The sequence below is a fragment of the Sinorhizobium mexicanum genome (assembly GCF_013488225.1).
Classification (GTDB): domain Bacteria; phylum Pseudomonadota; class Alphaproteobacteria; order Rhizobiales; family Rhizobiaceae; genus Sinorhizobium; species Sinorhizobium mexicanum.
Genome location: NZ_CP041238.1, coordinates 2,979,845 through 3,005,229 on the forward strand (window position 1 = coordinate 2,979,845; position 25,385 = coordinate 3,005,229).

Below are 25,385 nucleotides of genomic sequence, written 5' to 3' on the forward strand. Positions count from 1 at the left end.
AGTTGCGATAACAGCCAAAGCCCATGAACGCCGATCCGTTCATGGGCTTTATCTTTGCTTGAACTTGGTGCGTTTACGCGCTCGCCCTGATCGGAAGCTCGACAGCGGTCTCCTGCACCGGCATACGCTCAAACCCGACAAGATCGCAGACCGCCGTGACAAGCGGTGAGCGGTTCATCGTATAGAGATGGAAATCGCGCACGCCGCGCCGGGCGAGATCGACAATCTGTTCGGCGGCGATATGGGTCGCTTCCTTGAACCGCTCCGTGGGCTGGTCTTCAAGGTGGGAGAGCCGCGAAATGACCGCCTCGGGAACCCGTGCTCCGCACAATCCGGCGAATCTCTGGACCTGAGCGAGATTGTTGATCGGCAGGATTCCGGGCACGATCGGAACCTGGACGCCGGCCCTTCGCACCTGCTCCAGATAGCGCTCGAAATCATCGTTGTCGAAGAAGAACTGGGTGATCGCCCGCGTGGCGCCGTTGTCGACCTTGCGCTTCAGCATGTCGATATCGGCGGCGACATCCGGGCTCTCCGGGTGCTTCTCCGGATAGGCCGAAACCGAGATTTCGAAGTCGCCACGGGCGCGCAACGCCTTTACGAGGGCAGCGGCATTTTCATAACCGCCGGGAAACGGCTGATAGGCGCTGCCGATGCCGCCCTGCGGGTCGCCCCGGAGCGCCACGAAATGCCGGACGCCGAAGGCGAGGAACTCCTCGATCACTGCATCGACTTCGGCTTTCGGGGCGCCGACGCAGGTCAGATGCGCCGCCGTGTTCCCGATGCCCATTTCCCCGATCATGCGCCTGACGGTCGTCAGCGAACGCGCCTTAGTCGAGCCGCCGGCGCCGTAGGTCACGGTGACGAAGGCAGGGTCAAATACGGAAAGGTCCGCCACCGTCTGGAAGAGCTGGACCTCCATTTCGTCGGTCTTCGGAGGAAAATATTCGAATGACAGTCTGAGGTTACCGCGCTCGGCCGGATAAAGCGTCCGTGTCGTCATTCTCAAACTCCCCCTGCCTGAACGCGCTGACGCGGCATATCGGCGATGTGATCGGCAACGCGCTGATCGCGCGCCAGCCAGATCGTCACTGTCAGTTTGCCCTCGTCCGCGCCTTCCGGCGCGAGGTCGGTTGTTTTCTCGAGCGCGAGGCCAGCCTTCAGCAGCCAGTCGGCCATCGCCTGATGGGAGAAGCCGAGGCGGGCATGGGCATGCTCATGACGCAGATATTCGAGCCCGTGCGGTGCGAAATCGATGATGACGAGCCGGCCACCGGGCGCGAGCATGCGCGCGGCCTCGGCAATCGCCGTTTCGGGCTCCTCCAGGAAATGCAGCACCTGATGGATCGTCACGAGATCGAAAGCCTGCCCATCGAGCGGCAGGTTGAAGATATCGCCGTGGCGGATGGAAGCTTTCGTGATTCCCGCCCTGTCGAGGTTGGAGCGCGCCACGGCAAGCATGTCGCGGCTGGCATCGACGCCGATGCCGCGCCGGTAGATGCCCTCGAAAAGTTGCAGGATACGACCGGTGCCGGTGCCAAGATCGAGCAGGCTTTCGACCGGTTCCTCGCCGACCATCGCCTTCAGTGTCGCTTCGACGTCGCCTTCGCTGACGTGGAGCCGTCTCAGTTCGTCCCATTCGGCGGCATTGCGGCTGAAATAGGCCTGTGCCTTCTCGGCGCGCTGGCGCTTCAGGACCGCGAGCCGGGTCGCATCCTTCGCAAGGATGGCGTCTTCAGCCGCGGCCGCCGCGAGCAGTCCGCGCACCAGCGCGACGCGCCCCCCCTCCTGCCGCAGGCGGAAATAGGCCCATGCACCCTCCTGATAGCGATCAATGAGCGCCACTTCGGCAAGCAGCTTCAGATGCCGGGAGATACGCGGCTGCGATTGTCCGAGAATTTCGGTAAGATCGGTGACGGTAAGGTCGCTGGCAGACAGCAAAGCGAGCAAGCGCATCCGCGTCGGCTCACCCGCCGCCTTCAGCACGTCGACCAACGCGTCCAACCCAAGCGTTCCTCGGCTCACCATCGCCTCCTCATCAACACATAAAGATATGTTTATGTGATTTGGGGGGCGCACGCAAGTGAATTTGCGCACAAAGACAATCGAATGGCGCGGAGAAGATAGGCGAACGGGCGGATCCTGCGATCCGCCCGTTCAAGGAGAGCCTGCTGCATGTCTTCTTAAGTCGCAGACGATTTAAAACATCCAGCGATTCAAGGTGCTATAGCGTCCGCGCGTCTAGGCGCGCGGCGCTGTAGCACGCGTGACCGTTGATGGCTTTGGCTGCTTCGCCCCCAAAGCGACATGCATTAGCGGGTGAGGCGCTTGTAGGTCACGCGCTTCGGATTGACTGAATCCGGGCCGAGGCGGCGGATCTTGTCCTTTTCGTAGTCCTCGAAGTTGCCTTCGAACCACTCGACATGGCTGTCGCCTTCAAAGGCGAGGATATGGGTCGCCAGACGGTCGAGGAACATGCGGTCGTGGCTGATGATGACCGCGCAGCCGGCGAAGTTTTCGAGCGCGTCCTCGAGTGCCGCCAGCGTTTCGGTATCGAGGTCGTTGGTCGGTTCGTCGAGCAGGACCACGTTGCCGCCGGACTTCAGCATTTTTGCGAGGTGCACGCGGTTGCGCTGGCCGCCCGAAAGCGTGCCTACCTTCTGCTGCTGGTCGCCGCCCTTGAAATTGAAGGACGAGCAATAGGCGCGCGAGTTAACCTCGTGCTTGCCGAGCTTGATGATGTCGTTGCCGCCGGAGATTTCCTCCCAGACAGTCTTGCTTCCGTCGAGTGCGTCGCGGCTCTGGTCGACATAACCGAGTTGGACGCTTTCGCCGATGCGGAATGCACCTTCGTCCGGCTGTTCCTGGCCGGTGATCATCCGGAAAAGCGTCGTCTTGCCGGCGCCGTTCGGGCCGATGACGCCGACGATGCCGCCGGGCGGCAGTTTGAAGCTCAGGCCTTCGATCAGCAGTTGGTCGTCATAGCCCTTGGAAATGTTCTCCGCCTCGATGACCACCTGGCCGAGGCGCTCGCCGACAGGAATGATGATCTGGGCGTCGCCGGGACGCCGGTCGGCGGCCGCCTTCACCAGCTCGTCATAAGCACGAACACGCGCCTTGGACTTCGCCTGTCGGGCCTTCGGGCTCGAGGCGATCCACTCCTGCTCGCGGCTGATGGCCTTCTGGCGGGTAGCCTCCTCGCGGCCTTCCTGGGCCATGCGCTTGGCCTTTGCCTGCAGATAGGCGGAGTAGTTACCCTCGTAGGGAATGCCGCGGCCGCGATCGAGCTCGAGGATCCAGCCGGTGACGTTGTCGAGGAAGTAGCGGTCGTGGGTGACCATCAGCACGGCACCCGGATATTCGCGCAGGTGCTTTTCGAGCCAGGCGATCGTCTCGGCGTCGAGGTGGTTGGTCGGTTCGTCAAGCAGAAGAAGGTCCGGCTGCGACAGCAGGAGCTTGCAGAGCGCGACGCGGCGCTTCTCACCGCCGGAGAGATTGGTAACCTCCGCGTCGCCCGGCGGGCAACGCAGCGCGTCCATGGCCATTTCCACCTGGCTGTCGAGATCCCAGAGGTTCTGGCTGTCGATGATGTCCTGGAGCTTGGCGCCCTCATCCGCCGTCTCGTCGGAATAGTTCATCATCAGTTCGTTGTAACGGTCGAGGATCGCCTTCTTGGCGGCGACGCCTTCCATCACGTTCTCGAGCACGGACTTCTGCGCGTCGAGCTGCGGCTCCTGCGGCAGATAGCCGACGGTCGCGCCCTCGGCGACCCAGGCTTCTCCGGTATATTCATGGTCGAGGCCCGCCATGATCCTGAGTACCGTCGACTTACCGGCGCCGTTGGGACCAAGAATACCGATCTTCGCGTCCGGGTAGAACGATAGATGGATGTTCTCCAGGACCTTCTTGTTGCCGTAGGCCTTGTTGAGCCCGGCCATATGATAGATGAACTGACGTGCCATAAGGGAATGCTCCGCATCGGAAGGGAAATTTGCCCGCTATGTAGGCGAATTACGGTGGCGGGGCAATCCGCCAAAGGCCTGCCCACGCCAATCCCTTCCGGCGAGCAACCTTGTGTATCAACCGCGCCCGGCGGCGTCGGCGATCCCCTTGGCACATTTGAACTCGGTCGTCCCGGCCGCCTGGATCAGGTCATCAAGATCGGCCTTGCCCGCGAGGTCGCCGGACAGTCCGATGGTGAAACCGGTGATGACGCTGCGGCCGTTGACCGACTGGCAACGCATCCGCACCCGCTCGCCGGCGCCGGCGCCGAAGCTCTGGTCGAAGGCCTGCTTGATCTCCCGTTCGTCGATCTCGGAACCGAGTTTGTCGGCAAAGAGAGCCTGCACGGCGGACGAGTTCAACTCATCGAGAAGACGCAATTGTAGCCTGAAATAATCGTCAGCCTTTGCCGTCTGGCACGTGCCGCTCTGGAGCCATTGGTGGCGATCGAGGCCGGACCTGATGCCCGGCATGGCGACGAGCAGACGTGCGGCCGTCTCGTCGGCCATGGCAAGCTTCGGCAATTCCAGCCAATCGCCCTTGCGATCACGCGCCTTGAGCTCCGCCTCGACGCCGCAATAGCTTTTCTTCAGCGGCCAGAGGCCGTGAAGCGAGAAGTGCGTCGCATCAAAGCGGTCGGCCGTCTGATCCGCGCACTCCTTGCGGTTCGGCCGCGTCTCGCAAAATCCAGGTTGCCAGCTGACAGCCAGCACATATTGCGTCTTGCCGGAGTTCGTCACTTCTGCCGCATCATCCGTCGACACTTCCTCGGCTGCGGCAAAGGACGACAATCCCAGCCCCAGAATGAGCGTCGCAACTCTCGCAAGATTCGTTTTCACCCTCGCTCGCATTTCAGATAGCCTCCAACAGGAAAACAAAACGAGAACAAATATCAACGAAAGCGCGAAAATTGCAACCCATAATCCTCATTTTCGGATTCGTTGTGATCTCATGCGCAACAAGCAACAAGCAGCGATTGCCTTTGCGGCGCAAATCGATTTGATATCGGCCGGTGCATTTTCAGCTGAGCAAGCGTTTTGGAAGTGCTTCCGGTTCGCGCAACGGATGCTCCGTTGGCAAGCCACACGCGAGAGTCTGACGATTGTTCCGGGGGCATGGCATGTTCGGGCAGGTGAGGACGCATCAAAGCCCGACGGGTGCTACGCTCGGCTGGCGCCATTTCACGGCCTCGACCGAACCGCGGGGCATCCTGATCATCAGCCACGGGCTCTCCGAACATTCCGGCCGATATGCGCGTTTCGCCGAGTCGATGGCGGCACATGGCTTTCAGGTCTATGCCCATGACCACCGCGGCCATGGGGAGAGCCGGGCGCCGGATGCCCCGCTTGCAACCTTCGCGCAGCGCGATGGGGCGGAAAAGGTGATCGCGGACGTGCGGGCGATGCGCGACTTGGCAACCGCCAACCATCCGGGCCTGCCGGTTGTCCTCTTCGGTCATTCGATGGGTGGCCTGATCGCGCTCAACGCCGCCGAGACCGACCCAGAGCTTTATGACGCGCTTGCCGTCTGGAACTCCAATTTCCGCCCGGGCCTCGCCGGTCGAGGCGGTCAGGCGATACTGATGATCGAGCGGATGCTGAAAGGTTCGGACGTGCCGAGCCCGCTTCTGACGAAGCTCACCTTCGGCGCCTGGAGCAAGGCGATTGCCGATCGGAAGAGCGATGCCGACTGGCTGTCGCGTGACGAACGCGAAGTCGCCAAATACGCGACCGATCCGCTCTGCGGTTTCGATGCGACGGTGTCGCTTTGGATCGATCTGTTCAAATTCGCCTTCGCCGGCGCCCGCGCGGATCGGTTGGCGCGATTGCCCACCAATCTGCCCATCCATCTCGTCGGCGGCAGCGCGGATCCTTCGACGTTCAACGGCGCCGCCATTCGCTGGCTCGGCGAGCGAATGAAGGCACGCGGCATGACCGACGTTACCATCACCATCCATGACGGCATGCGCCACGAGACGCTCAACGAGATCGGCCGGGAGAAGGCGACCGAAGACTTTGCCGCCTGGTGCCTGAAGGCAGTCGATAAAAAGCGCCGACGAGACGGAAGACCATGACCGACCTCTCCCTGCCCAGAATCGCCGCCGGTCACGACCGCGTTTCCTACGGCCTGACGCTGATGGTCATCGCCGTCCTCATCTCGCCGCTGATCGACATTTTCGCCAAACTTGCGATCGCCACGGTTCCGTCGGCCGAGATCACGGCCGTCCGCTTCCTGCTGCAGGTGGTCTTCATCCTGCCGGTCGTCCTTGTCCGCCGCACCCTCTTCGACCTCACCTGGCGCAAGAGCGCGCTGCATGCGCTGCGTGGCGGGCTTCTGGTGCTGACGATGCTCTCCTTCATCACCACGCTGAAGGTGATGGAGGTTGCCGACGCGATCGCCATTTTCTTTGTCGAGCCGATCATCCTCACCATTCTCGGCGCAATTTTCCTTAAGGAGACGATCGGCTGGCGACGCTACACTGCCTGCGCCGCCGGATTCTTCGGTGCGCTGCTCGTCATCCAGCCGAGCATGCAGGAGGTGGGCCTGATCGCACTGCTGCCGATCGTCGCCGCCTTCGGGCTCGCCGTCTTCCTGCTCGTGACCCGCATGGTCGCGCAGAACGAGGACCCCTGGTCGATGCAATTCCACGCAGGCATCTGGGGTGGCCTCTTCTGCCTCGTCCTGCTGTCGTTCGGGGAAGGCAGCGGCTCGAGCGTGTTCGATCCCGTCTGGCCGGAGGGCGATGCGTGGCTCTACCTGCTCGGCGTCGGCGTCACCGCAACGATCTCTGGCGTGCTCGGCGTCTATGCCTATCGCGCCGCCCCGGCTTCGGTGCTCGCGCCGCTGCAATATCTCGAAATCGTCTCGGCGACGATCTTCGGCTGGCTGGTCTTCGCCGATCTTCCGGACGCGCTGAAGTGGTTGGGCATCGCGATCATCATCGGCTCGGGTCTCTATATCATCTGGCGCGAGCGCATGGCCGAGAAGACAGCAGGTGTCGCACCGGTCTCGCCGGCGATCTGAGTCGCCTGTAAACAGATTAAGAATGAAAGAGCATTGGGAGGAGTTCGGATGAAAACGGGTGGTCAACTGGTTGTCGAGGCGCTGGTCGCAAATGGCGTCAGGCGCATCTCGTGCGTGCCGGGAGAGAGCTATCTGGCGGTCCTGGACGCACTCCACGACACCGACATCGATGTCATTGTCTGCCGCCAGGAAGGCGGCGCGGCGATGATGGCGGATTGCTGGGGACGGCTCACGGGCGAACCCGGCATCTGCATGGTGACCCGCGGCCCCGGCGCCACCAATGCGTCCGCCGGGCTTCATATCGCCAGGCAGGACTCGATCCCCATGATCCTCTTCATCGGCCAGGTGCAGCGCGACGCGCGCGAACGCGAGGCCTTCCAGGAGATCGAGTATCGCCGCGCCTTCACCGAGGTCGCGAAATGGGTGGGAGAAATCGACGACCCGGCGCGCATCCCAGAATTCGTCACCCGCGCCTTTGCCGTCGCGACGTCCGGCCGGCCGGGCCCAGTGGTGTTGACGCTTCCCGAGGACATGCTGACGGAGAGCACCGAGGCACCTCAGGCCCGCGCCTACCAGCCGGTCGAGAGCCACCCGGGCCGCGGCCAGATCGCCCGGTTCGAGGAACTGCTCGCAGCCGCGAAACGGCCGATTGCCATCCTTGGCGGCACGCGCTGGTCTGCCGAAAGCGTGGCCGGATTCCAGCGTTTCGCGGAGCGATGGCGGCTGCCGGTCGGCTGCTCCTTCCGCCGCCAGATGCTCTTCGATCACCTGAACCCGGTTTACGCCGGCGATGTCGGCATCGGCATCAACCCTGCGCTGGCGAAGGAAATCAAGGAGGCCGATCTCGTCCTGCTCGTCGGCGGCCGTTTTTCCGAGATGCCCTCCTCCAGCTACACGCTGATCGACGTCCCCTACCCCAGGCAGACGCTGGTCCATGTCCATCCGGATCCCGCGGAGCTCGGCCGCGTCTACCGCCCGGATCTGGCAATCGCCGCAAGCCCGCGCGATTTCGTGGCGGCGCTCGGCGACCTCGCACGTGCGGCCGAACCCGAGTGGTCCGCGCGCACGGCGGCCATGCACGAAGCCTATCTCAAATGGTCGACGCCGCCTGAAAAGGGTCCCGGCGATGTGCAGATGGGGCCGATCATGAACTGGATCGAGGCGAATACCGCGCCGGACACGATCTTCACCAATGGCGCCGGCAACTACGCCACCTGGGTGCACCGCTTCCACCGCTTCCGCCGGTATGGCACCCAGGCCGCACCCGCTTCGGGGTCGATGGGCTACGGCCTGCCGGCGGCCGTCGCGGCCAAGCAACTCCACCCGGAGCGCGAAGTCGTCTGCTTTGCCGGTGACGGGTGCTTCCTCATGCATGGGCAGGAGTTCGCGACCGCAATCCGCTATCAGCTGCCGATCATCGTGCTCGTCGTCAACAACGGCATCTACGGCACGATCCGAATGCACCAGGAGCGCGAATACCCCGGCCGCGTCAGCGCCACGGATCTTACCAACCCGGATTTTGCAGCACTTGCGCGCGCCTATGGCGGCCACGGCGAAACGGTGGTGCGAACCGAAGAATTTGCCGACGCATTCATCCGGGCACGCGCCAGCGGCAAGCCGGCGATCATCGAAATCAAGCTCGATCCGGAAGCCATCACGCCGACCAGAACGCTGACCGAAATTCGCAACGGTTGAGGAGAGCCGAACTCCGGCGCTTCTCACCCCCCTCTGCCCGGCAGGCAGAGTGGGGCGCCGTAGCGACTCGCGTGGCAGATGGCAAACCGATCCCGTCAGCTGCGGATGTGCTGCGTCTGCTGATAGACTGCGGTCGAGCGGGCGCCGGAGCGGCAATAGCCGAGCATCGGGCGCTGGAACTCATCGAGTGCATCGACCATGCGGGTCACCGCGTCGGCGGTCACGCCCATCGGGCCCACTGGAATATGCGTGATTTCGAGGCCCAGCTCGGCGGCGCGCGCGGCGATCGCATCGAAGGTCGGCTGATCAGGGGTCTCGAAATCCGGGCGGTGGCAGACGATGGACTTGAACCCGAGCGCCTTGATCTCGTCGAGGTCCTCGACCGTGATCTGGCCGGAGACCGAGTATTCATCGTTGATCTGGCGAATGTCCATGATGATGCTTCCTCTGAACGCTGTCGACCTGATTTAGGCCCGGCGTCAGGCGGCGTCAATCGCAAGAGCGGGATGAGGAAGTTTCCGCCCGCAGCCGCTCTTGCCATTGCGGTCGATCAGGACACCGCGAAGGCGAGCGCATAGCCGCGCGCCTGGCCTGGCTCGATGACGCCGAGTTCGCCCGATGCCGCCAGTTCCGGCCGCTTTGCCAGCCGATGCGACCCCGGTTCGATACTGATGACATTGGCGCCGTCGCGCTGGCAGCGCCACATCTGCAGGAACGGCAGCGTATCCACGCGAAACCGAACGGCAAGCCGCCGCCCGCCAAGCCCCGGCAAGGGCGCAAGCGAAACCTCCGACCAGCCTTCCTCGTCATGCGCCGGAATACAGAAATGGGCGCTCTCGCCCATGCCGAACTGCCAGCCGAGCGATCCACTTTCGAGCGAGGGACTGACGATATGCGTTTCAGGGCCGAGCAGCCGGCCGCCGATATTCATGTGATACATCATCATCGGCGCGAAGGCCGAGGCGCCGACGTTCGTTACGCGATCCTCAAGTATCACGCTTCGCCCATTTTCGCTCACGGACCATCGACGCTCGACCGCCGCCTTGCCGCCACAGGCAAGATCCACCTCGATGAGAGCCTCGCAACGTGTGCCGTCTGCGGACATCTCCGCCCGGATGACGGACGTGCCTGCAAGCGAACCGTGCAGAGGATAGCGCCTTCCGTCGTCGCGGCCTTCGACGGGTTCGGGATGGCGGATGTGATCGGGACCGCAAGTAAAGAGAAAGCCGGCGAGCGCATGATCGATTCGTGGGTCGCCATCGGACGGGATGGCCGACCCGGGAGAAAGGTCCGTGCCATCGACCGCAAAGGCGGCAATGTCGAGCGCCGATGAGCGATCGAACAGGAGATGGTTAGAGACGCCGTCACGCGTGCTGCTCAAGGTCGTTTCCATAGGTTGCTCCGGCTGGCACACACGAATCGCGCGCGGGTGCAAATGCATGATAAAGCAAAGCAAAACGCCCCGAGCATGCTAATTTCCAACTGAACAATCGGGCTTCGTGGGCGTTACAGACATAGACGGAGGAGGAATGCGGCGCGAAGATCGCTTCTCTGACCCTTGCGCGTTCATCCTCTCCTGTTGAAAGAGAGGCGAGACCGATCTAACTACGGTTAACCGATCGGTCAGGATGAATTTTAACCAACCGTTCACGATGGATTCACTTTTTTCACATTAACGTCCAAATCGGCATGTACCGCCCGGATCAATCATCATGAAAACAGGTTCTATCGTGACGACTGCGACCCGCACCGGCCTTTCGCTTCTCGCCGCAGCCGGCCTTTTGGCCGTGGAGCTTACACCTGCCTCCGCGCAGGAAGGTTATTATCGCGGCCGCGGCGATGTGATCCTGGTCACTCCGAACGGCGAAATTCTCGACTACACACCGGGACGGGACGAGGTCCGCGCGATGCGTGACGGTCGCGGCCGCACTGTTCTCGTCGATCCTTGGGGCAACGTCGTCGCGACGGTGATGCCGTCGGACGGCTACGGCAGAGCGCGCCGCCGGCAAAGCGATGTCGACGTCTATTCGAATGACGGCTACCGCGATCGCGGCTACGGTTATTCCGAGCCCGGCGAGTTTACCGGCACGGTCCCGGACTACCGCGAACCGGCTCCGGTCGAGCGCGAGGAACTGTGGGAGAACCTGCCGGGCCTGATCGATGGCAGCGAGCAGGCAGCCTACGATCCGCAATACGATGAGCCGCTTAGCCAGCCGATGCCGCCGGCAATCTCGGTGAAGGGCAAATCGCGTGCAGAGATTACCGCGCTGCAGGTGTTTCTCGACCGCGAAGGCTTCTCGCCGGGTGTGATCGACGGCAAGATGGGTTCGAACGTCACCAAGGCCATCGAAGCCTGGCAGCAGGCAACCGGCGAGACGCTCGATCCGAACAACACCGAAGACATTCTCGAACGTCTGCGCTTCAACGGCGGCCTGCCGATCACCACCTATACGATCACCGCGGCCGACGCGGCCGGGCCCTATGTCGCGGCGATCCCGGAAGACTATGCCCACAAGGCAATGCTTCCGCATCTCTCCTTCACGTCCACGACCGAGATGCTCGGCGAGAAGTTCCACATGGACGAGAACTACCTGCGCGAGCTCAATCCGGGCGTAGACTTCACCATTCCGGGTACTATCATCAAGGTCATCAATCCAGGCCCGACAAAGGCGGCCAAGGTCGCGCGGATCATCGCCGACAAGGCCCGCAAGCAGGTTCTCGCCTATGACGAAGGGGGCAAGCTCGTTGCCGCCTATCCTTCGACGATCGGCTCGTCGGACACGCCCTCCCCGTCCGGCATCGTGTCGGTCGAGCGGATCGCCTTCGATCCGGGCTACACCTACAACCCGAAGATCAACTTCCAGCAGGGGGCGAACGACAAGATCCTGACCCTGCAGCCAGGACCGAACGGTCCCGTGGGCACGGTATGGATCGCCCTGTCGAAGCCGACCTACGGCATTCACGGCACCCCCGACCCGTCGAAGATCGGCAAAACCCAGAGCCACGGCTGCATCCGCCTGACCAACTGGGACGCCACCGAACTCGGCAAGATGGTCAGCAAGGGCGTGACGGTCGAGTTCGTCGATTGATCCCGTAACGCGCCCGCCGCCCGGCGAAGGACACTCTCCTTTGAGGACCAGTACCTCACAAGGGCGCGTACAGGAGATTTTCCTGGTCGCAATCTGCGGCCGCCGCCGGGCATTGCGCGGCTTCATGACCTCATGAAACATTGTCATGAAAAACTTTGCGACAATGGTTCTATCACTGGCGAAGAGTTTTCCATCACGATCAATCGGTGCAGGATAAGGAGGGACGTTTTTCGGCCTTCATTTCCCACTCCGAAGGCAAAGGAATATCCGCAATGGCAACGGAGCGTGCTCTCCCCAATCTCTGGCATGCCACGGCTCCGGCCGCTCCTGAAGCCGGCCCGCTTGCAGGCGAACTGACGACCGACGTGGCGATTATCGGCGGCGGTTTCACCGGTCTCTCGGCCGCCCTGCATCTTGCGGAAAAGGGCGTGAACGCCACCGTGGTCGAAGCGCGGATGATCGGTTTCGGTGGCTCCGGGCGCAATGTCGGTCTCGTCAATGCCGGCATGTGGGTGAAGCCGGACGATCTCGTGGCAACCCTCGGCGCCGACGCAGGGAACCGCTTGTTGAAAGAGCTCGGCGACGGTCCGTCGCAGGTCTACGATCTCGTCGCGAAACACGGGATGCAATGCGAAGCCGTGCGGAACGGCACGCTCCACATGGCTGTCGGTGCCGAGGGCGTGAAGGACATTGAGGATCGCGAGGCGCAGTGGAAGAAGCGCGGCGCGCCGGTCGAAGTGCTCTCCGCCGAGAGGACGCACGCGCTTTCCGGCGCGGAGGGCTTTGCCGGTGCGTTGCTTGACCGTCGCGCCGGAACGATCCAGCCACTCGCCTACGCAAGAGGGCTGGCGCGCGCGGCGCTTGCCGCCGGCGCCAGGATCTTTACCGACACTCCGCTCGTTGCCGCCGAGCGCCAGGGCGATCTATGGAAACTGAGCGCCGGCCGCGGCAGGATTACCGCCCGCCACGTCATTCTTGCCACCAACGCCTATGGCGGCCTCGTTGCCGACGTGCCGTGGAAGGCGCATACCCAGGAACTGACGATCCTCCCCTATTTCCAGTTCGCCACCAATCCGCTTCCCGAGAAGGTTGCAGCGCGAATCCTGCCGGAGCGTCAGGGCACCTGGGACACCGGGCTCGTCATGACCTCCTTCCGCATGGACCAGCAGAACCGGATGATCTTCGGTTCGATCGGCCGGCTCGACGCCATGGCCGAGGGCACGCACCGCGCCTTCGCGGCCCGCTCGCTGCGCAGGCTCTTCCCCTATATCGGCGATTTCCGCTTCGAATACTGGTGGGACGGCAACATCGGCATGACGACCAACAACCTGCCGGCGATGCACGTCCTTGCTCCGAACGTCGTTTCGGTAAGCGGCTACAATGGCCGCGGCATTGCGCCGGGAACCGTCTTCGGGCGTGCGCTCGCAGACCACGTCATGGGAGACGCCTCGGCAATCCCGCTTTCAGAAACCCCGATCACGCCGGATCCGTGGAGGACCGTGAAGTCGGCCTTCTATCACGCCGGCGCGCAGGCAAAGCACTTCGTCGATCGGCGGTTCTGAGCTCCGCTGCTCTTCACCTCCTGCCTGCCGGTTGTTCTCTCCCCGTCATTCCTGTGCTTGTCACAGGAATCCGGTCGCACCGCGCCGTCGGTGCGGAAGACTCCATCTTGGCGCTTTGTGCCACGCCGAAGGGCAGCATTGTGGCGCCAACAGCCACTTCCGGTCGACAAGCCAACGTCATTCACGGCGCAGACGCGCCGTGGCTGGATCCCTGTGACGAGCACAGGGATGAGGAGGGTGTGTGGCTGTGTTTCGGCGGTAGTTTAAGCCGCGACATGATAGCCGAATGTCGCGCCCGCCGTACCGCTGCCGGACGTCTTGAAGGCGCGGAGACGCCGCGCGATCTGCTCGGCCTCCGCCGTCAGCGCCTGGCTCGAGGCGTTCGCCTGCTCCACCATCGCGGCATTCTGCTGGGTGATCTGGTCCATCTGGCTGATGGAACTGTTGACCTCCTGAAGGCCCGTCGCCTGCTCGGCGGTGCTGGCGCGGATCGCACCGAAGACCGCGCTCACCTCCACCACCTGCGCCACGATCTGCTGCAGCGACTGGGCCACCTTGTTGACCGAGTTGACGCCATCCTCGACCTGCTCGCGCGATTTCGCGATCAACGACTGGATCTCCCTGGCCGCCTCGGCACAGCGCTGCGCGAGCGCGCGCACCTCCGAGGCGACGACGGCAAATCCCCTCCCCGCGTCGCCAGCACGGGCCGCCTCGATGCCGGCATTGAGCGCCAGCAGGTTGGTCTGGAAGGCGATCTCGTCGATTACATCGACGATGCGAGCGATGCTCGCCGACGAGGCCTGGATTTCCTGCATCACGCCGATGGCATAGCTGACGACCTCGCCGCCCTGCTCGGCATTGGCACGCGCGGCGATGACGGTCGAATTGGCCTGGTCGGCCCCTTCGGCCGTCTGACGCACGGTGCGTGTCACCTGCTCCACCGCGGCCGCCGTTTCCTCGAGATTGGCCGCCTGACGTTCCGTGCGTTTTGCGAGATCGTCGGCCGCATCCGCGATTTCCTTGGCATTCAGGTGAATCTGGCTGGCGCCTGCGCCGATCCCGCCGATGACCCGCGCCAGTTCGCTGATGGCGTGATTGAAGTTTTCGCGAAGTTCGCCGTAAGCCTCCGGCAGGTCGGAAGTGATGCGCGCAGTCAGGTCGCCATCGGAAATCTGCTTCAAGGCCGCGCCGAGCGTGCGGCTGACGAGTTCCCGCTCGCCGGCAAGCACCTCCTCCTGCACGGCACGCTGCTTCGTGACGTCGGAGGCGTCCATATAGACCGAGATGGAGAGGTCCATATCGAGGAATACGCCCTTGATCAGGCTCGCCAGCATCGCGCCCATCTCCTCCGCCGAAGTCGTCTGGCGGGAGAAGACACCTCCCTTCGGCCAATGCGTCTTCACGGCCGCACCGATCAGGTGCTCGGCAATCAGTGCATAGCCGCCGATATACCAGCGCGGCTCGAGGCCGATCTTGGCGTGGACCTGGCCGATCGTGCGCACCTTGGAGCCATATTCGGCATTGAAATTCGCATCAGCGATGTTCGCCCAATGGCCGAGCTGGGCGTTCTTGGCGCGGGTGATACGCCCGTCGGACGAGAAGAAGGCCTTGGTCTCCGGCGTCTGCTTCACCCTTGCATAGAACCGGTCGAGCGCAGGTCCGAGCTCCTTCTGCAGGATCGGCTTCAGCGCCCTTAGATTTGTCTTGGCGGCTTCATCCAATGCCATGAAATTGAGACGGCCGGCGATATCCTGGCCGGCGGTGGAGGGTTCCGTCTTCATCCGTGAACTTCCCTGCGTAGAGCTCGACTGAGTCATGGAAGGCGGAACCACCGATACTGAACATCGCATCGGGAACCCATCGCCGCGTTCATGGCGGCCGCGTCGCCTGCATGTTTTCTTCGATCGCCCCGACTTCAGGACAAAACATGCAGCAATTCAAAGTGCACAGCGACCTTTGTGCGTCCTAAGAGACGCGCAGCGCTATAGACGTTGACGCGTATTCACTTTCCTTCGGCAGGGTTAAAAGAGCGTGGTAAAGGAAACCTTACGCGCGACGGCCATTCGGTGGACCTAGACAAAAGATTCAGCCGGAATTGACCGACGTCAATTCCGGTTGAATTCGGGAGAAGGCCAAAAATACTGCTACGCTGCGCGCAGTTGCGCCCAGGACGGCGCCCGCGATGCCCATGAGCGCTGCGGGCGAGCAGGCAAGAGCGCCTGGACCTCTTGGGCAAGCGCAAGAGCATTCTCGCGCGCCTTGTCGAGATTGCTGACACGACCTGTATCCATAGTCTGCAGCGTTCCGCCGCATTCGAAAATCTCACGGTAGGCAGCGCGTTCCACGATCGGCGTTTCGAGCATTGCAACACCGCGCGACGCAAGCAGCGTCTTGATCGTCTGGAGCGCGCGCGTCGTCACCAGCGAGTTGACGCGCGTGAGCACGACGGAATGCTTGATGCGCACTGTCGCCTTTTGTTCGAGATGGCGGATCAGTTCGAGGATCTGGACGGCGCCCTGCGCGTCCATCGCGCAGCCCTGGACCGGGATAAGCACCTGATCGGAAAGGCCGAGCGCGAGCGCGACGATCGCATCCTTCGCCCCGGCGAGGTCGATCACGATGAAATCGGCCTCGTCTTTCAGTTCGCGGATATGACAAGGCAGCGATGCCGGCGTGATGTGCGAGATCACCTCAAGATTGGCGACATGGCCGGAGACCTCCGACCAGCGCGTGATCCAGCGCTGCGGATCCGCATCGAGCACCACCACCTTGTTGCCCTGTCTTGCCAGTTCCGTCGACAGGATCAATGCCGCCGTCGTCTTGCCGGCGCCGCCTTTTGCGTTGGCAAATGTGATGACCGCCATCTTCCACCTCATTCCGTCATTGTTTCGAGCCCCAGGCCGATGCATCGGCGGCGCCCTTAACAGAGCCTTTCAGAACATGGTTAACGAAACGGAAATTTTGGCGGGCAAAGATTAACCGCGGGCTTGGCAACCGACGGCAAAGCCCGGAAAACCAAGGTCTTCCGGGCTTCGAAAAAATTAACGCGATCCAGCTCAGATGCACTCTCTGAAGAGTTTTTTCGCCGCGTCGAGGGTCAGTTCGACCGGGTTGCCGCCGGCGGTTGGATCGACGATCGCCATTTCCGACATTTCATCGATGCGGTCAGTGCCGACGCCGAGCGCGGAAAGCTTATCCGGCACGCCGAGTTCCTCGCGCAGCTTCAAGACGTAGTCGTAGAAACCGTCGAAACCGCCGGCGATGCCGAGATAGGCGGCAGCGCGGGCGATCTTGTCCTCGATTGCCGGCCGGTTGAAGCGAAGGACGGGCGGCATTACCACGGCATTGGTCATGCCGTGGTGGGTGTTGTAGATCGCGCCGACCGGATGGGAGAGCGAATGGATCGCGCCCAGTCCCTTCTGGAACGCGACGGCACCCATGGCCGCGGCACTCATCATGTTGGCGCGGGCTTCGATATCCGCACCGTCCTTATAGGCGCGCGGCAGGTATTCCTTGACGAGACGCATGCCCTCGAGCGCAATGCCCGCCGACATCGGATGATAGAAGGGCGAGGAATAGGCCTCCAGGCAATGGGCGAAGGCGTCCATGCCGGTACCGGCCGTGATGACCTTGGGCATGCCGACCGTCAGCTCCGGATCGCAGATCGTGACGCCCGGAAGGAACTTCGGGTGGAAGATCACCTTCTTCACGTGGCTCGCCGAATTGGTGATGACGCTGGCGCGCCCCACTTCCGAACCGGTGCCGGCCGTCGTCGGTACTGCAACAATCGGCGCGATGCCCTCGACGCTCGCGCGCGTCCACCAGTCACCGATATCCTCGAAATCCCAGACCGGCCGTGTCTGGCCGGCCATGAAGGCGACGCATTTTCCGAGATCAAGGCCGGAACCGCCGCCGAAGGCAACGACGCCGTCATGGCCGCCGTCTTTGAACGCCTTTACTCCCGCTTCCAGGTTCTTGTCGTTCGGGTTCGGGTCGACGTCGGCGAAGATGGTGCGGCCAAGACCGCCCGCCTCCAGGATGTCGAGCGCGTTCTGCGTGATCGCCATCGGCGCAAGGCCGCGGTCGGTCACGAGCAGCGGCCTTTTCATGCCGAGAGCCTTGCAATGGTCCGCAAGCTCTTTGATCCGGCCGGCACCGAACTTGACGGCAGTCGGATAGCTCCAGTTGGCGGTGATCGTCATGCTGTTACTTTCTTCAGATGGTAGGATTTCGGACGAGTGAGATTGTGGAAGCCGAGGATCGAGAGCGAGCCGCCTCGGCCCGTTTCCTTGACCCCCGTCCAGCAGAGCGCCGGATCGAGATAGTCGGCGCGGTTCATGAAGACCGTGCCGGTTTCGAGATTACGGCCGATGCGCGAGGCGCGTTCGGCGTCCTTCGTCCAGAGCGAAACAGTCAGGCCATACTGGCAATCGTTCATCAGCTCGATCGCCTCGCCGTCGTCCTTCACCTTCATGATGCCCACCGCCGGCCCGAAGGTTTCCTCGCGCATGAACTCCATCGAATGATCGACATCGACGAGGATCTGCGGCGCGAGATAGGCACCGCCGTCATCCTGCGGGAATAGTTTGGGATCGATCAGCGCCTTGGCGCCCTTCGAAACGGCATCGGCGATCTGATGCCGCACGGTTGCGGCAAAGCGTTTGTTGGCCATGGGGCCCAGCGTCGTCTCCGGATCGAGCGGATTGCCGAGCTTGTAATTGGTAACCCAGGCAACCGACTTCTCGACGAAGGCGTCGTAGAGCGATTCATGCACATAGATACGCTCGATGCCGCAGCAGCACTGGCCGGAATTGTAGGTCGCGCCGTCCATCAAAGTGTCGACGGCGGCATCAAGGTCCGCATCCTCCATCACATAGCCCGGATCCTTGCCGCCGAGTTCGAGGCCAAGCCCAGTGAAGGTGCCGGCGGCGGCACGTTCGATCGAGCGGCCGCCCTCGACCGAACCGGTGAAATTGATGAAATCGAAGCTCTTGGCGGCAATCAGCGCCGCCGTCGTGTCGTGATCGAGGAAAAGGTTCTGGAACACGTCCGCCGGCACACCAGCCTCGGTGAAGGCGCGCACCATGCGCTCGCCGACGAGGATCGTCTGGCTCGCATGCTTGATGATGACCGTATTGCCGGCCATCAGCGCCGGGGCCACCGTGTTGATCGCGGTCATGTAAGGGTAGTTCCACGGCGCGATGACCAGGACGACGCCATGCGGTTCGCGCTCGATGCGCCGCTCGAAACGGTCGCTCTCTTCGACAACGATCGGTTTCAGTGCATCGGCGGCGATCGAGGCGACATAGTTCGAACGCTCGTTGAAGCCCCTGAACTCGCCGCCGTAGCGCACCGGCCGGCCCATCTGCCAGGCAAGCTCGGGCACGACCTCGTCGACCATCTCGTTGAGCCGCGCGACGCCCGCGAGCACGAGCTTGACGCGCTCTTCGACCGGGCGCTTCGCCCAGATTTTCTGTGCCATGCGCGCGTGGGCCACGGTCTGTCTGGCGAGTTCCAGCGGCATCGCGGGGCGCTCGGCGTAGACCTCGCCGTTCACTGGGGAAATGCATTTGATCATCGTCATGATCGTCATCCTGCTTTTGCTTTCAACAACAAGACCCTTCCCGGCGGCGCACACCGCCCTCCCTACGAGAGGAGAGAAAGACACCACGCGCTCTCCGCATTCACACACCTAACCGGAGTGCGCCAGAAAGCCCCTCCTCCTGTGCGGAGGGGTTGGGAAGGGAAATTCTTACGCTCTTTCGAAACCGCGCGCGACCTCCCAGTCGGTGACGCGGCGGTCGTATTCCTCCTGCTCCCACCGCGCCGCGCGGGTGTAGTGATCGATCACATCGTCGCCGAAGGCGGCGCGCAGCATCTTCGAGCCGGTTAGCGCCTCTGTCGCATCCCTCAGCGTGTGCGGGATCTCGCGTATGTCCTTGCCATAATAGGCATCGCCGACGAACGGCGCTTCGAGTTCCATCTTGTCCTCGATCCCGGATATGCCGGCGGCGATCAAAGCGGCAAAGGCAAGGTACGGGTTGAGGTCGGAACCGCCGACGCGGCATTCGATGCGGATCGCCTTGGTGGCCTCGCCGCAGAGGCGATAGCCGGCGGTGCGGTTGTCCTTGCTCCAGATCGCCTTGGTCGGCGCAAAGGTGCCGGCCATGAAACGTTTGTAGGAGTTGATATAAGGCGCCAGGAAATAGGTGATTTCGCTCGCATGGGTCAGAAGCCCGGCGACGTAGTGCCGCATCAGCTCGGACATGCCGTGGGGCGCGCTCTTGTCGAAGAAGAGCGGCGCCTCGCCGTCGGCGCTCCAGAGCGACTGGTGGATATGCGAGGAGGAGCCGGCAGCCGAATAGTTCCACTTGGCGAGGAAGGTGATGGCCTTGCCGCGCTGCCAGGCGATTTCCTTGCAGCCGTTCTTGATGATGGCATGCCGATCCGCCATGGTCAGCGCGTCGGCATAGCGGACGTTGACTTCCTCCTGCCCGGCAGAGGCCTCGCCCTTGGAATTTTCGACCGGAATGCCGGCGCCTTGAAGGCCGTTGCGGATGGCCCGCATCACGTCCTCTTCCTTGGTCGTCTGGAAGATGTGGTAGTCCTCGTTGTAGCCGCTGACGAGCTGCAGGTCGCGATAGCCGGACTGGCGCGCGTCGTCGTAGGATTGATCGAAGAGGAAGAATTCCAGCTCGCTCGCCATGAAGGCCTTGAGGCCCATCGCCTCGAGGCGCGCGACCTGCTTCTTGAGGATTGCGCGGGGCGAATGCGGCACCTCTTCGTGCGTGTGGTGATCGAGCACGTCGCAGAGCACCAGCGCCGTGCCTTCGAGCCACGGAATGCGCCGGAGCGTCGCAAGATCCGGCTTCATCGTATAGTCGCCGTAACCCTTCTCCCAGCTCGTCGCCTTGTAGCCGGAGACCGTCTCCATCTCCATGTCGGTCGCAAGCAGGTAGTTGCAGCTGTGCGTTTCCTTCCACCCGCTTTCGACGAAATATTCCGCATGGAAGCGTTTGCCCATCAGCCGCCCTTGCATGTCGACCTGGCAGGCGAGCACCGTGTCGATGCGGCCGGCGGCGACATCCTCTTTCAATTCCTCGAACGAATAGCTCATGAAAGTATCATCCCATGTTCGGTGCGGCCGTTCCCGTGGCCGCAAAAAATGAGGCGGAAGCCGCAGGCGCGGCCCCGCCTTCTTGTTGTTCAATCAACGTTGCCCGACGGCCTTTTCGGCAGCGACGATTTCAGCCTGACGGCGCGCAACTTCGTCACCGATCGGCGGCCCGCGGAAACGGCGGCTCTCGAAGCCGAACCAGACGATGCCCGTGACGACCAGGAAGCCGACGGTGATGTAGAGCGCCCAATCGTTCGGCGGCTGAATGCCGAGCACGAAGATCAACACCATGGCGATGATCGACAGCACGGCGAAGAGCTTGAACGTACCCTCGCCGAGATCCCAAGGACCCATCTTGTCCCACTTCGAGGTTCCCCAGGCGAAAAAGCCGAGCGTGATCGGGATCGCGAAGGAGAAGAACAGGAAGATGACCGTGCAGGATACGACGATGGTGTAGACGGGCGTTTCGCCGATCGAGACGAGCGACGAGCCCCAGACGAAGAGCACGGCAAGGATCGACCCGGTCCAGATCGCCGCAACCGGCGTGCGATAGGTCGGGCTGACCTTGGCAAGCGCCTTCGAAGCCGGCAGGCCGCCATCACGCGAGAAGGCGAAGATCATGCGCGAGACCGAGGTCACCGTCGCCAGACCACACAGCCACTGGCTGACGAAAATGGCGAGATAGAGAATGTCCTTGATGACCGGGTTGACCTGCGCGTCCATCGCCCAGAAGAACACGTTCCAGCCCTGCTTGGCGGCCTCGTCCATGTTCGGGATCATCAGCACGAAGGAGCACAGCATGATGTAGCCGAAAAGCGCCGACCAGAGCACCGACGAAACCATGCCGCGCGGCACGGAATGCGCGGCCCTTACCGTCTCCTCCGACGTGTGCGCCGAGGCGTCATACCCGGTGATCGTGTAGATCGGCAGAAGGAGGCCGAGCAGGAATACCCAGGTTCCAGACGTCTCCGGCCAGACGTCGCCGCCCGCTTCGCCGGAATAGTTCGCGAAGGTGAAGAGCCTGCCGATCTCGTAGGTGTCGGCCGCGGCAAGGCAGACCACGGCGAGCAGGATTGCGGTCACGAAGATCAGGTAGCCAGAGAAGTCGGTCAACTTTGCTGTCAACCCGATACCCATGTGGTTCACAAGGGCCTGCAGGCCGGTGATGATCGTAAGGAAGACAATGCGGGTGGTCGTCGTGTCTTCGAGGCCGAAATAGGGTGTGCCGAACGTGCCCATGAAGAAGTAGTAGGTGCCGACGTTGATGGCACCGAGAACCGTCACAAGTCCGAGCAGGTTGAACCACGCCGTCAGCCAGCCGGTGAACCGGTTGCCGAGAATCGAGCCCCAGTGATAGAGGCCGCCGGCGGTCGGATAGGCAGAACCGATCTGCGCCATCGCGACGGCGAAGACCAGCGAGATGAAGCATCCGAGCGGCCAACCGATACCGATCGCCGCGCCACCCGCACCGGATGTCGCCTGCGCCAGCGAGTTGATACCGCCCGACAGAATGCAAATGATCGAGAAAGAAACGGCGAAGTTCGAGAACTGGCTCAAGCGCCGCTCGAGCTCCTGGGCGTAGCCCATCGAATGCAGGACCTGCATGTCCTGCTTCTTATCGACATCGGTGTAGTCTGACATCTTCTATCCCCTGTTTTCTCCTTGACCTCGCGCGCCATTGCAGGAGGCCCCATCACACCCGCTCCGGCATCGGAACGGGACCGCGGCTTTGCCGCTCCCCAGAGTCTTTTTATCGTGCAGGAAGGGCGGCGATACTCTTGACGAGCAGCCCTTCCAGGTAATCAGCCATGACCCTCTGGCTAATCTCGTCCCGAATGAGATCGTTTCTGATCTCGATCATCACGTTCGGCACTCCGTTTCGCACGCCGTACTCTACCAGACTGTGCGTCACACCGTCCGCCGGCCCATAGGGCTCATTGCGGCGGATGTCGTAGGCGACCTCTCCGTCCGTCGCGATCGCGAGCATGCGGTCGGCGAGCCGGCTGTCGGCATCGTGCAGGATGCCGATTTCGACGGCGCGCGGCTCACCGAAATAGACAGGCGTGAAACTGTGCATGGTGACAAGGAAAAGGCGCCGTCCGGCGGCTTTGCGTTCGGACACAAACCGCGCCACGGCATCGCGAAACGGGAGATAGATCTCCTCCACCCTCGCCTGCCGTTCTGCGGCCGACATCGCCCTGTTGCCCGGCACGTCGTAGATTTCGCTGACGGCCGGCATTGCGGCATCGGACTGCGGCGGCCGGTTGCAGTCGTAGGCAAGACGCGAAAAGCGCTGATGGATGAGTGTGCTGTCAAGCCTCGCGGCAAGATGGGTGGCGACCGCCAGCGCACCGGGATCCCAGGCGATGTGGCTCTCCAGTGCTTCTTTTGAAAGGCCGAGCGTCCCCAGACGCTCCGGCAGGCGGCGTGACGCGTGCTCGCAAACGAAGAGGAAGTCTCCCTTCCCGTCCGCATTGTCGATGGCGACCGGATCGCCCTCTGCCTGCGTCAAAAGTCCCGTCAAAACCGGCACCCCCAAATTGCCTCGTCAGACGATCTTGATGAAGAGAATTCTTCACGAATCAGGGAGTGTCAACGGAAATCTGAAACGATCTCTTCAAAAAGCAGATTGACTCCGATTGTGACAGCGATGTTTAATTCATCACAAGCTGGCGCAGACCAGTTCAGGGGCACGGCATTGACCAGCAAAGCGGCATCCATGACGGTGTCGGATGTGATCAACGCACATTTCGCGGCGCTCACGCGCGCCGAGAAGCAATTGGCGGAGACACTTCTCGACAACTATCCCGTCTCCGGACTCGGTTCGATCACCACGGTCGCCGAGAACGCCGGCGTTTCGACGCCGACGGTCGCGCGCATGGTCCAGAAGCTGGGCTTCCGCGGATTTCCGGACTTTCAGGCAAGGCTCCACCAAGAACTCGAGGCGACGATCTCCAATCCAATCGCCAAGCACGATCGCTGGGCCGCCAGTGCCCCCGGCACGCACACGCTCAACCGGTTCGCCGATGCGGTCATGGGAAATATGCGCCAGACGCTGTCCCAGATAGAACCGCGCGAATTCGACCAGACCGCCACCCTGATCGCCGATTGCAAACGCAATATCTATCTCGCCGGCGGGCGCATCACCCGTTCCTTGGCCGACTACTTCTTCACCCATCTCCAGGTTATCCGCACCGGCGTTACCCAGATCGCCGCCAACCCGAGCTCTTGGCCGCACTACGTCTTGGACATGAAGCACGGCGACGTTCTGATCCTGTTCGATATCCGCCGGTACGAACAGGAGATGGAAACGCTTGCCCGCATCGCCCGCGACCGGGGCGTCGAAATTGTTCTCTTCACGGACCAGTGGGGTTCGCCTGTCGCCAAGTCCTCTTCCAAGGTCTTCCGCGTGCAGATCGAAGCACCCTCGGCCTGGGACAGTTCGGTCATGCTGCTCTTTCTCGTCGAGGCGCTGATCGAGGCCGTGCAGAACATGAACTGGGACGAGACGCGGGACCGGATGAAGATGCTCGAAGGCCTGTTCGACTCGACGCGCATCTTCCGCCGGCCGGTCTAGGGAGGAACCGGCAGAATTATGGACCATTTGCGCAAATCAGGACGACCGCCGTCCCGCGACCGACACGTATGGCGCGAACGGGACAGAGCCTGTCACACAGGCTTCATCGCGCCTCTTTAACAGCATCGCCGAAATTACAACGAACGATTTCAACTGAAAGCACAATAAGGAGAACGTCAGTGATTTCAAAGACTCAACGCCTGCTCTCGCTTTCCACCGCCATGCTGCTCGCAACGTCGGCAATCGCCGTCGCCGAGCCGAGCGAGGAGCTTATCGCCGCCGCCAAGAAGGAAGGCACGCTGACCACGATTGCTCTTCCGCACAACTGGTGCGGCTACGGCGACGTCATTGCCGGCTTCAAGGCCAAGTACGGCCTCGAAGTCAACGAACTGAACCCGGACGCCGGTTCGGGTGACGAAATCGAGGCCATCAAGGCCAACAAGGGCAACACCGGTCCGCAGGCGCCCGACGTGATCGACGTCGGTCTGTCGTTCGGTCCCTCGGCCAAGGCCGAAGGCCTGATCCAGCCTTACAAGGTCTCGACCTGGGACTCGATCCCGGATAGCGCCAAGGACGCCGAAGGCTACTGGTATGGCGACTATTACGGCGTTCTCTCGTTCGTGGTGAACACCGACATCGTCAAGGAGGTGCCGAAGGACTGGGCCGACCTCAAGAAGTCGGACTATGCGAACGCAGTCGCGCTCGCCGGCGATCCGCGCGCGTCCAACCAGGCCGTGCAGGCCGTTTATGCCGCCGGCCTTTCCGCCGGTGAGAAGGACGCCGCCAAGGCTGGCGAGGCTGGCCTCGGCTTCTTCGGCGAAGTCAACAAGGCCGGCAACTTCGTTCCGGTCATCGGCAAGTCCGCCTCGCTCGCCCAAGGCTCTACTCCGGTCGTCATCGCCTGGGACTATAACGGTCTCTCCTGGCGCGACAGCCTCAACGGCAACCCGCCGGTCGAAGTCGTCGTCCCGGCTTCCGGCGTCGTCGCCGGCGTCTACGTCCAGGCGATCTCCGCCTTCGCGCCGCATCCGAATGCTGCCAAGCTCTGGATGGAATACCTCTATTCCGACGAAGGTCAGCTCGGCTGGCTGAAGGGCTATTGCCACCCGATCCGCTTCAACGACCTCGCCAAGAACGGCAAGGTCCCGCAGGAAATGCTCGACAAGCTGCCGCCGGCAGCGGCCTATGAAAAGGCCGTCTTCCCGACGCTCGAGGAGCAGGAAGCCGGCAAGACGGCAATCACCACCAAGTGGGATGCCATCGTCGGCGCCAACGTCCAGTAAGTGACCTCGGCCTCCCCGTCCCTCACCGGCGGGGAG

General features: G+C 62.5%; 21 protein-coding genes. 7 read left to right on the forward strand and 14 right to left on the reverse strand.

Annotation, left to right across the window (positions count from 1 at the left end):
- Positions 1–73: 73 nt before the first annotated feature.
- The 4 genes from metF to FKV68_RS14180 form a co-directional block, all read right to left on the reverse strand.
- Positions 74–1,003 (reverse strand): methylenetetrahydrofolate reductase [NAD(P)H], encoded by a 930-nt coding sequence (gene metF, locus FKV68_RS14165; RefSeq protein WP_180938439.1) that lies wholly within the window; start codon positions 1,001–1,003, stop codon positions 74–76.
- 2 nt (positions 1,004–1,005) lie between these two features.
- Positions 1,006–2,028 (reverse strand): ArsR/SmtB family transcription factor, encoded by a 1,023-nt coding sequence (locus FKV68_RS14170; RefSeq protein WP_180938440.1) that lies wholly within the window; start codon positions 2,026–2,028, stop codon positions 1,006–1,008.
- 284 nt (positions 2,029–2,312) lie between these two features.
- Positions 2,313–3,962, reverse strand: coding sequence for an energy-dependent translational throttle protein EttA (ettA, locus tag FKV68_RS14175; protein WP_180938441.1), 1,650 nt, complete (start codon positions 3,960–3,962; stop codon positions 2,313–2,315).
- Between the two features lie 117 nt (positions 3,963–4,079).
- On the reverse strand, positions 4,080–4,853 hold the full coding sequence (locus FKV68_RS14180; RefSeq protein ID WP_180938442.1) for a ribonuclease T2: 774 nt from the start codon (positions 4,851–4,853) through the stop codon (positions 4,080–4,082).
- 269 nt (positions 4,854–5,122) lie between these two features.
- On the opposite strand from FKV68_RS14180, the gene FKV68_RS14185 reads away from it, so the two are divergent.
- The 3 genes from FKV68_RS14185 to FKV68_RS14195 are packed head-to-tail and all read left to right on the forward strand — an operon-like array spanning position 5,123 to position 8,721.
- Positions 5,123–6,076 (forward strand): alpha/beta hydrolase, encoded by a 954-nt coding sequence (locus tag FKV68_RS14185; protein WP_180938443.1) that lies wholly within the window; start codon positions 5,123–5,125, stop codon positions 6,074–6,076.
- A complete protein-coding gene (locus FKV68_RS14190; RefSeq protein ID WP_180938444.1) occupies positions 6,073–7,026 on the forward strand; it encodes a DMT family transporter in 954 nt (317 codons plus the stop codon). Before FKV68_RS14185 ends, FKV68_RS14190 begins: the two co-directional genes overlap by 4 nt.
- 48 nt (positions 7,027–7,074) lie before the next feature.
- Positions 7,075–8,721 carry a thiamine pyrophosphate-binding protein gene (locus tag FKV68_RS14195; protein WP_180938445.1) on the forward strand — a complete coding sequence of 549 codons (1,647 nt, stop codon included), beginning with the start codon at positions 7,075–7,077 and terminating at the stop codon, positions 8,719–8,721.
- Between the two features lie 95 nt (positions 8,722–8,816).
- Here the strand turns inward: FKV68_RS14195 and FKV68_RS14200 are convergent, their stop codons facing one another.
- Both FKV68_RS14200 and FKV68_RS14205 read right to left on the reverse strand, forming a co-directional pair.
- Positions 8,817–9,155: a protein tyrosine phosphatase family protein gene (locus FKV68_RS14200; RefSeq protein ID WP_180938446.1), complete on the reverse strand. Its 339-nt coding sequence runs from the start codon at positions 9,153–9,155 to the stop codon at positions 8,817–8,819.
- Positions 9,156–9,271: 116 nt separating this feature from the next.
- Positions 9,272–10,114 (reverse strand): DUF4432 family protein, encoded by an 843-nt coding sequence (locus FKV68_RS14205; protein WP_180938447.1) that lies wholly within the window; start codon positions 10,112–10,114, stop codon positions 9,272–9,274.
- A 319-nt stretch (positions 10,115–10,433) separates the two neighbouring features.
- On the opposite strand from FKV68_RS14205, the gene FKV68_RS14210 reads away from it, so the two are divergent.
- On the forward strand, positions 10,434–11,810 hold the full coding sequence (locus tag FKV68_RS14210) for a L,D-transpeptidase family protein (RefSeq protein ID WP_180938448.1): 1,377 nt from the start codon (positions 10,434–10,436) through the stop codon (positions 11,808–11,810).
- Positions 11,811–12,082: 272 nt separating this feature from the next.
- Entirely contained in the window at positions 12,083–13,372 is a 1,290-nt protein-coding gene (locus FKV68_RS14215) for an NAD(P)/FAD-dependent oxidoreductase (RefSeq protein ID WP_180938449.1), read from the forward strand.
- 263 nt (positions 13,373–13,635) lie between these two features.
- On the opposite strand, the gene FKV68_RS14220 is transcribed toward FKV68_RS14215, so the two are convergent.
- The 8 genes from FKV68_RS14220 to FKV68_RS33535 all read right to left on the reverse strand — a co-directional run bounded on the left by FKV68_RS14220 (position 13,636) and on the right by FKV68_RS33535 (position 23,210).
- On the reverse strand, positions 13,636–15,153 hold the full coding sequence (locus tag FKV68_RS14220; RefSeq protein WP_180938450.1) for a globin-coupled sensor protein: 1,518 nt from the start codon (positions 15,151–15,153) through the stop codon (positions 13,636–13,638).
- Positions 15,154–15,516: 363 nt separating this feature from the next.
- Complete coding sequence (locus tag FKV68_RS14225) at positions 15,517–16,236, reverse strand: ParA family protein (protein ID WP_180938451.1); 720 nt, start codon at positions 16,234–16,236, stop codon at positions 15,517–15,519.
- Positions 16,237–16,428: 192 nt separating this feature from the next.
- Positions 16,429–17,574, reverse strand: coding sequence for an iron-containing alcohol dehydrogenase (locus tag FKV68_RS14230; protein ID WP_180938452.1), 1,146 nt, complete (start codon positions 17,572–17,574; stop codon positions 16,429–16,431).
- On the reverse strand, positions 17,571–18,956 hold the full coding sequence (locus FKV68_RS14235; protein WP_180938453.1) for an aldehyde dehydrogenase family protein: 1,386 nt from the start codon (positions 18,954–18,956) through the stop codon (positions 17,571–17,573). The genes FKV68_RS14230 and FKV68_RS14235 overlap by 4 nt, the downstream gene beginning before the upstream one ends.
- Positions 18,957–19,124: 168 nt before the next feature.
- Positions 19,125–20,489, reverse strand: a complete 1,365-nt coding sequence (locus tag FKV68_RS14240) for a glutamine synthetase family protein (protein WP_180938454.1) — start codon at positions 20,487–20,489, stop codon at positions 19,125–19,127.
- Between the two features lie 93 nt (positions 20,490–20,582).
- Complete coding sequence (locus FKV68_RS14245; protein ID WP_180938455.1) at positions 20,583–22,130, reverse strand: amino acid permease; 1,548 nt, start codon at positions 22,128–22,130, stop codon at positions 20,583–20,585.
- Between the two features lie 109 nt (positions 22,131–22,239).
- On the reverse strand, positions 22,240–23,013 hold the full coding sequence (locus FKV68_RS14250; RefSeq protein ID WP_180938456.1) for an N-formylglutamate amidohydrolase: 774 nt from the start codon (positions 23,011–23,013) through the stop codon (positions 22,240–22,242).
- 68 nt (positions 23,014–23,081) lie between these two features.
- Positions 23,082–23,210: a hypothetical protein gene (locus tag FKV68_RS33535; protein ID WP_269808438.1), complete on the reverse strand. Its 129-nt coding sequence runs from the start codon at positions 23,208–23,210 to the stop codon at positions 23,082–23,084.
- Between FKV68_RS33535 and FKV68_RS14255 the strand changes: the two genes are divergently transcribed.
- Positions 23,209–24,066: a MurR/RpiR family transcriptional regulator gene (locus FKV68_RS14255; protein WP_180938457.1), complete on the forward strand. Its 858-nt coding sequence runs from the start codon at positions 23,209–23,211 to the stop codon at positions 24,064–24,066. The two genes, FKV68_RS33535 and FKV68_RS14255, sit on opposite strands and share 2 nt — an antisense overlap.
- 179 nt (positions 24,067–24,245) lie before the next feature.
- The gene (locus tag FKV68_RS14260; protein ID WP_180938458.1) at positions 24,246–25,349 is read left to right on the forward strand and encodes an ABC transporter substrate-binding protein; all 1,104 of its coding nucleotides are present in this window, start codon (positions 24,246–24,248) and stop codon (positions 25,347–25,349) included.
- Positions 25,350–25,385: the final 36 nt, after the last annotated feature.

Excerpts from the sequence above, each read along its gene's own strand:
- metF (WP_180938439.1), bottom strand. The coding sequence starts at position 1,003 with ATGACGACACGGACGCTTTATCCGGCCGAGCGCGGTAACCTCAGACTG.
- FKV68_RS14170 (WP_180938440.1), bottom strand. The coding sequence starts at position 2,028 with ATGGTGAGCCGAGGAACGCTTGGGTTGGACGCGTTGGTCGACGTGCTG.
- ettA (WP_180938441.1), bottom strand. The coding sequence starts at position 3,962 with ATGGCACGTCAGTTCATCTATCATATGGCCGGGCTCAACAAGGCCTAC.
- FKV68_RS14180 (WP_180938442.1), bottom strand. The coding sequence starts at position 4,853 with ATGCGAGCGAGGGTGAAAACGAATCTTGCGAGAGTTGCGACGCTCATT.
- FKV68_RS14185 (WP_180938443.1), top strand. The coding sequence starts at position 5,123 with ATGTTCGGGCAGGTGAGGACGCATCAAAGCCCGACGGGTGCTACGCTC.
- FKV68_RS14190 (WP_180938444.1), top strand. The coding sequence starts at position 6,073 with ATGACCGACCTCTCCCTGCCCAGAATCGCCGCCGGTCACGACCGCGTT.
- FKV68_RS14195 (WP_180938445.1), top strand. The coding sequence starts at position 7,075 with ATGAAAACGGGTGGTCAACTGGTTGTCGAGGCGCTGGTCGCAAATGGC.
- FKV68_RS14200 (WP_180938446.1), bottom strand. The coding sequence starts at position 9,155 with ATGGACATTCGCCAGATCAACGATGAATACTCGGTCTCCGGCCAGATC.
- FKV68_RS14205 (WP_180938447.1), bottom strand. The coding sequence starts at position 10,114 with ATGGAAACGACCTTGAGCAGCACGCGTGACGGCGTCTCTAACCATCTC.
- FKV68_RS14210 (WP_180938448.1), top strand. The coding sequence starts at position 10,434 with ATGAAAACAGGTTCTATCGTGACGACTGCGACCCGCACCGGCCTTTCG.
- FKV68_RS14215 (WP_180938449.1), top strand. The coding sequence starts at position 12,083 with ATGGCAACGGAGCGTGCTCTCCCCAATCTCTGGCATGCCACGGCTCCG.
- FKV68_RS14220 (WP_180938450.1), bottom strand. The coding sequence starts at position 15,153 with ATGAAGACGGAACCCTCCACCGCCGGCCAGGATATCGCCGGCCGTCTC.
- FKV68_RS14225 (WP_180938451.1), bottom strand. The coding sequence starts at position 16,236 with ATGGCGGTCATCACATTTGCCAACGCAAAAGGCGGCGCCGGCAAGACG.
- FKV68_RS14230 (WP_180938452.1), bottom strand. The coding sequence starts at position 17,574 with ATGACGATCACCGCCAACTGGAGCTATCCGACTGCCGTCAAGTTCGGT.
- FKV68_RS14235 (WP_180938453.1), bottom strand. The coding sequence starts at position 18,956 with ATGACGATGATCAAATGCATTTCCCCAGTGAACGGCGAGGTCTACGCC.
- FKV68_RS14240 (WP_180938454.1), bottom strand. The coding sequence starts at position 20,489 with ATGAGCTATTCGTTCGAGGAATTGAAAGAGGATGTCGCCGCCGGCCGC.
- FKV68_RS14245 (WP_180938455.1), bottom strand. The coding sequence starts at position 22,130 with ATGTCAGACTACACCGATGTCGATAAGAAGCAGGACATGCAGGTCCTG.
- FKV68_RS14255 (WP_180938457.1), top strand. The coding sequence starts at position 23,209 with ATGACGGTGTCGGATGTGATCAACGCACATTTCGCGGCGCTCACGCGC.
- FKV68_RS33535 (WP_269808438.1), bottom strand. The coding sequence starts at position 23,210 with ATGGATGCCGCTTTGCTGGTCAATGCCGTGCCCCTGAACTGGTCTGCG.